General features: G+C 59.0%; 4 protein-coding genes and 2 pseudogenes. 3 read left to right on the forward strand and 3 right to left on the reverse strand.

Translation table 11 applies throughout. The features are described 5' to 3' along the window. Nucleotides 1-224 (forward strand): annotated as a pseudogene (locus F604_RS12280) (IS4 family transposase); the annotation flags it as partial. 18 nt (nucleotides 225-242) lie between these two features. After that, nucleotides 243-809, forward strand: a complete 567-nt coding sequence (locus F604_RS0111270; protein ID WP_019551731.1) for a hypothetical protein — start codon at nucleotides 243-245, stop codon at nucleotides 807-809. Here F604_RS0111270 and F604_RS12455 read toward each other — a convergent pair. The 3 genes from F604_RS12455 to F604_RS0111285 are packed head-to-tail and all read right to left on the reverse strand — an operon-like array spanning nucleotide 739 to nucleotide 5114. After that, nucleotides 739-3144 (reverse strand): UvrD-helicase domain-containing protein, encoded by a 2406-nt coding sequence (locus F604_RS12455; RefSeq protein WP_019551732.1) that lies wholly within the window; start codon nucleotides 3142-3144, stop codon nucleotides 739-741. The two genes, F604_RS0111270 and F604_RS12455, sit on opposite strands and share 71 nt — an antisense overlap. Nucleotides 3145-3189: 45 nt before the next feature. After that, nucleotides 3190-4215 (reverse strand): DNA-processing protein DprA, encoded by a 1026-nt coding sequence (locus F604_RS12460; protein WP_020700633.1) that lies wholly within the window; start codon nucleotides 4213-4215, stop codon nucleotides 3190-3192. Further along, nucleotides 4212-5114 carry a RecQ family zinc-binding domain-containing protein gene (locus tag F604_RS0111285; RefSeq protein ID WP_019551734.1) on the reverse strand — a complete coding sequence of 301 codons (903 nt, stop codon included), beginning with the start codon at nucleotides 5112-5114 and terminating at the stop codon, nucleotides 4212-4214. The genes F604_RS12460 and F604_RS0111285 overlap by 4 nt, the downstream gene beginning before the upstream one ends. A 58-nt stretch (nucleotides 5115-5172) precedes the next feature. Between F604_RS0111285 and F604_RS0111290 the strand changes: the two are divergent. Next, nucleotides 5173-5395 (forward strand): annotated as a pseudogene (locus tag F604_RS0111290) (transposase); the annotation flags it as partial.

Consider the following 5395-nt stretch of genomic DNA (forward strand, 5'->3'; position numbering starts at 1 on the left):
TGGTCCCCTTGAGCCTGGCCTTCGTGTGGGCGTTTCGGACGGGGCTTGTGCTGCACCGGGTGCGTCCGGTGAGGCCCAAGAAGCACGGGAGGCTGGGACAGAGCCTCTTCCGGGCGGGGCTGGACCTGCTCACCCTTTGGGCGCTTGCCCTCTGGGGTGCAGGGGGAGGAAGGCGCGGAAGTCCCTTGGGGTTATGCCCTATGGAGGTTTTGACGTGTACATAGGCGTCCTTCTATCCCCGCGTGGGCGCAGGCGATACCTTCCTGCAGATGCTACCCGAGGCTTCTGCCCCAAGAATCCTCACCCTCCTCGCCAACCTCAACTCTTTGCCCTTTGACTTCGTAACCCGCCAGAAAATCGGAGGAACACACCTCAAGTTTCACGTCACCAAGCAACTCCCCATCCTCCCCCCCGACAGATACACCCCGAAAGACCTCCGCTTCATCGTCCCCCGGGTCCTGGAGCTCGCCTACACCGCCTGGGACCTGGCTCCCCTGGCCCAAGACGTGTGGGAAGAGGCGGACGAGGGGCTAAGGGAGGCCATCCGGGCCTGGGTGGCCGGGGCCAGGCTCCACCCGGACGCGCCCCCCGAGTGGGTAGAGACCCCCTATCCCTTCCCGCCCTTCCTGTGGGACGAGGAGCGAAGGGCCCTCCTTCGGGCGGAGCTGGATGCCTACTACGCCCGCCTCTACGGCCTGAACCGCAAGCAGCTCCGCTACATCCTGGATCCCCAGGACCTCACGCCCAGGGAACTGGAGGACATCCTCTCCGACTACGAAGAGGTGGAAGACTCCCTTCTGGAATCCTAGGGTCCGAGGCAATCTTGGCCAGGAAAGCGGCCAACCCCAGAATCCCCCGGCCCTGAGGCTCTAGGGTTACGGGCTCTTCTTGAACAACCTTTACCTCAATGACCTGCCCACCTCCTTTGCCGCCCTCAGGGGCTTGGGTCTCCCTTAGAGGGGGAAGCTCCCGGCGGAGCACCTTGAGAAGCGAAGGCATCACCCGCAGGTACTTACGGGCCCTGGTCATGGCCACATAAAGGAGGTTCTCCGCCTCCCTCAGCTCCTCCTCATCCCCCTTCTCCTGGTAAGTCTGGCGCACCTTGGGCTCCCAAACCTCCAGGTAATCATCCCAGAGGAAGACCTTATCCCACTCCCGCCCCTTGGCCTTGTGAGCGGTAGAAAGGATATAGGTGGCGGCGCCTTCTTCGTCTACATGCACCCCACGAAGCGCGGAGGCCAGTTTTGCCAAATCGTACCGCTGAGCGAGGCGGAGGAGCGTCTTGGCCGTGGGGTGGTGGAGCTCCTGGGCCAGCATCTCCAACTCTTCCCAGGTCCAGACCATGGAAAGCTCGGGATGGGGCGAAGAACGGGGCCGCCCGTGCTTCAGATCGTCTGCGTCCAGGAGAAGGCGTGCCAGCTCCTCCACTCCGCCCACCACGTGAACCTTCTTATCAGAGCGCCCCAAGGCCAGTTGGGCCACGGCCTCCACCACCCCAGCGTTGGTTCTGGCTAGCACCGTGAAGGGTTCTTCCGGAGCCTCCATGGAGATCTGTGTGGACCAGGGCGCCTTACCCGTCACGGGTAGAGGATCTCCAAGGTAGTCAAAGTACGCCCGCACCGCCTCGGCCAACTCCAGACCAAAGCGAAAGCTCCAGGTAAGCCAGGCCTCGGGAGCATCCAGACGGGCCATGGCGTTCACCGCACCGCGCCAAGCGTAAATCTGCTGCCTCGGGTCGCCCACGTAGACCCGCTGAAGCTTGCCCCGGTGGGCCTCGAGGACATTGAGAAAAACCGGGGATAAGTCCTGGGCCTCATCTACCAGGACGGCGTCATACCCGCGGATGACGGGGTTCCCTTGGGACCACATTTTCACGTAACCGTCGTGGGTTAAGGGGAAAGGATCGTGGGAGTCTTGCATCAACTTCCATAAGAGCCGGACGCTTTTGAGGACGTACTCGGCCTCGAGGTCCCAGCCCTTCTTCTGTTCCCGGAGAAGGCGGTAGCTTGCGGGGAGGTGGGCCAGCGTTGGCGTATCCGCTGCAGAAGTCAAAAAGGCATTCAAGGTGTCGCGAATCACATAGGCCAAGAGATACCTTTCCCGGGGCAACTCTAAGACCTCGGCGATGGCCCTAGGAGGCAGGTTATCCTTGCCCTTGTCCAGCTTTTTCTGGTAGTCCCGGTTGACCACCTGGCTGTGGGCAAAGCCGTGGAGGGTCCGCACCGCGGTGTTCTCAGGGAATACCCTTTCGCCCTCCTCTTTGATCGCGCGGTTGAAGGCCAGGTAAAGCACCTTTTTCTTTCGCTCGGCCTCGGCCATAAAGCGCAAAGTGGTGGTCTTCCCGCTTCCCGCCACGGCCACCAGCTTCAAGTCTTGGCCCTCGAGGTAGCGCTTAACGGCTTCCCCTTGCTCAGGGGTGGGCTTCACCTCAAGTCTTGGCCCTTCCTCGGGGTAACGCTTAACGGCTTCTGGCTCAGGGGTGGGCTTCAGGCTCCTGGCCTCCGCTTTGGTCGGTGGGGGCGAGACCGGAGCCAGCCTCGCCCTCCGGTTCTGGGCCAAAACCCACTCCGCCAAGGGAATGAGAAGGTCAGAGTCCTGAGCCTGAGCCGCTAGGATGAACTGCTTTTGGTCTCGTTCGGCTGCTATCAGCTTAGCGCGCTGCAATAGGGTCTCAACGTTTTGGGGCTCGCTACCCTCAGAGACCAACTCCTGGTAAGCTGCCTGAAGGATCCTCTCAAAGCCCGCTTTTTTCGGTTTATCCAGCCACGGCCTCTTCTCTTTCACTATTATGCGCCGCCGCAGGCGATTGCGGGACTCCTGTGGCAGGTGAACCCAGGAGAGGACCCAAGCCAGTCCTGCGTCCAGCACCTCCCGGGGTAGCTCCAGAAAGCGCCGAGCCGCCTTCTTAAAAACCTGTTCACGCGATGGGTCCTCTAAAGCCTCCTGAGCCATCTGTCTGGCCTTTACCAGAAGGCTGTCGGGGGGAATGACTTTGATCTGCGGCCCTCGCTCCTTAATCAGCTGTCTATAGGCTTCAAACAAAAGCCCTCCCGCTATCCCCCGCTGCTCCTCGGAAAAGGCCGACAGATAACGCTCCCGGGCCAAGAGGACCTTTTCTTCTTCTTTGAGGACCATCTCCCCCATGCCCTCCTCCGACTTCTAAGGGGCCAGAACTAGGAATGGGTCAAGCTAATCAAATAGCTTTGGTTGCACTACGGAGCCTTTTTGACCCTCGCCCTTACCGCCTTCAACACCGCTCCCAGGGACCTCCCCTGCATGACTTCCCTGGGTCCGGGCATAAAGCTCATCCTCTATAAAGGCGAAAGTCTCCCAAGGCTCCTTCAAGGCCACAGCCAAACCAAGCCCTTCCTCAACAAGGCTCCGATTACCAGGCGCAGGAAGGTTCAGAACAAACACAGGCTTCCCCAGCTCTTTGGCTCTCTCTACTGCGTTCCAGGTGCCGCTCAGCCGCTTTTTTCCGTTCTTGCCTCCAGTTTCCTTAAGGCCGCTTTCCACTACCAAGATGCCATGGGCAAGTCCCACCACAATACGATTTCTTGCCATGGCCCAAGCAGCCTTCCACTGCGCTTTAGGAAAAAGATCGGAAACGAGAGTCAGCCTCCCGCCAAAGATGTACTCCTGGTACCTCTTAACTAAAGGGCGAACTTCCTTACTCATGAGCAAGCCATAAGGGAGCACCCCCACGACACGACCTCCCGCTTCCAAAGCGCCCTCTACCGCCTCCAGGTCTATGCCCCTAGCCATCCCTGTTACCACGGTGTAGCCCTCCAGTCCAAAGTGGGCGCCGGCCCTTCGTGCCCATTTGAGAGCCTCCGCAGAAGCTTGGCGAGACCCGATGATCGCTAGACTCAGACCGGAGGCCAGGCCAAGAACCTTGGGCTCCCCAAGCACGTACAAAACCAAGGGCGTCTTGCCTTTGAGGCTGTCTTTGAGGAGGCGAGGGTAAGAAGGGTCGGTCACGGCCAGAACCTGGATACCCTGACTCCGCAGTTCCTCTAGCAAAAGCGCTATGGTGGAAGCTTGTGCTAAGGCATCCCGCAGCTTAAGGGCAAGTTCCCCCTCCAGATTGGGAAGGTCCTGCTCAACAAAAGCTTCCAGGGAGCCCGATGTTTTCTTGGCATGCTTAATGACTTCTAAGCGCTCCTGAGGCTTGAGCGGGCTATGAGCAAGAAGCATCCAGTAAAGCGGGTTCATAAGTCGTCCGAATGCCGCGTTTTGGCAAGGGCCAAGGCGTACAAGTGCTCCGCTCCTGCTCCCTTCAGCACCTTTCCCACTTCCTCAAAGGTGACACCCGAGTCGGCCACGTCGTCCACAACCAATAGCGTACCCCTTAAAGGGGCCTTAACAGCAAACGCCTTCTGAAGGTTCTGCCGTTTCTGAGCGCGGTTTGTAAGTTCTTTCTGCGGACGCGTGTGCCTGATCTTGACCAGCACATCCAAGAAGCTAAGTCCCAGCTTGCTGGCCAATCTTTCCGCTAGGTCCCTCACCAAATCCCCACTCTTTGTGGAAGGTACGGCCACCACGCCGGCAAACGCAACATCACCCCAGTATTTCTTGACGACCTGAGCTCCTTCGTCAACCAACCACTCGGGAAAGGGTTGGCGGGTCTCGTACTTGTGGTGGGAAATGGTTTCCCCTACGCGCGTCCCATTATAGTAGCTCAAGGCCCGAGCATCCTGGTAAACCTTAGTCCCTTTCAGTTTGGATTTAAGGTGAATCCTAGGGTGACTGACAAAAGCCCTGGCAGAAGCCAAAACATCCTCACTCACTGGCGGCCAGTTCCGCGGTGTGCAGTTATCGCACACCCCGCAGGAGGAAGCAGTTGGGTCCCCCAGGTAATGGCAGATATGCTCCATCCTGCACAAGCTAGTTTCCACATAGCGGACCATCTCCTCCAGGTCTCGCCTGTTTTGTTCCCGAATAGGCTCGTAACGGGAAAGATCGGGCATTTCTGAGGAAATGGCCCGGTAGTCCGTAGCGACTTTCGCCACGATACCCTGGTCCTCGAGGTCAGCCAGGATATTCCTCAAGGCCGTTTGCGAAAGGCCAGTTTTTAGCGAAAGATCCCGTATGGATAGAACCTCCGTCTGCAAAATCCCTTCGTGTGCTACTTGACCCCAACCCCTGGGATGTGAAAAAAGAGGGGGTGCTATGCTTCCAAACCGAGAGCACCCCCTCTACTATCTTGACGCAGAAACCCTCCTCGTGGCCATCTACATCTGGGTGGACGACGAGCTCAAGGCCCTTCAGGCCCAAGGGTTCAAGCTCCCCAGAAAGCAAAGGCACCAGAAAGCCACCTTGGCTGAACTCCTGGCCCTGGCCATCTTTCTCCTGCTGCAGGGCCAGGACCTGGCCAAGGGCTACCTGGCCGCTA

Origin of the sequence: Thermus scotoductus DSM 8553, assembly GCF_000381045.1 — a bacterium.
Classification (GTDB): Bacteria; Deinococcota; Deinococci; order Deinococcales; family Thermaceae; genus Thermus; species Thermus scotoductus.

What these genes read in the sequence shown, in the direction of transcription:
- F604_RS12455 (WP_019551732.1), bottom strand. Translation starts at nt 3,144, where the DNA reads ATGGGGGAGATGGTCCTCAAAGAAGAAGAAAAGGTCCTCTTGGCCCGG.
- F604_RS12460 (WP_020700633.1), bottom strand. Translation starts at nt 4,215, where the DNA reads ATGAACCCGCTTTACTGGATGCTTCTTGCTCATAGCCCGCTCAAGCCT.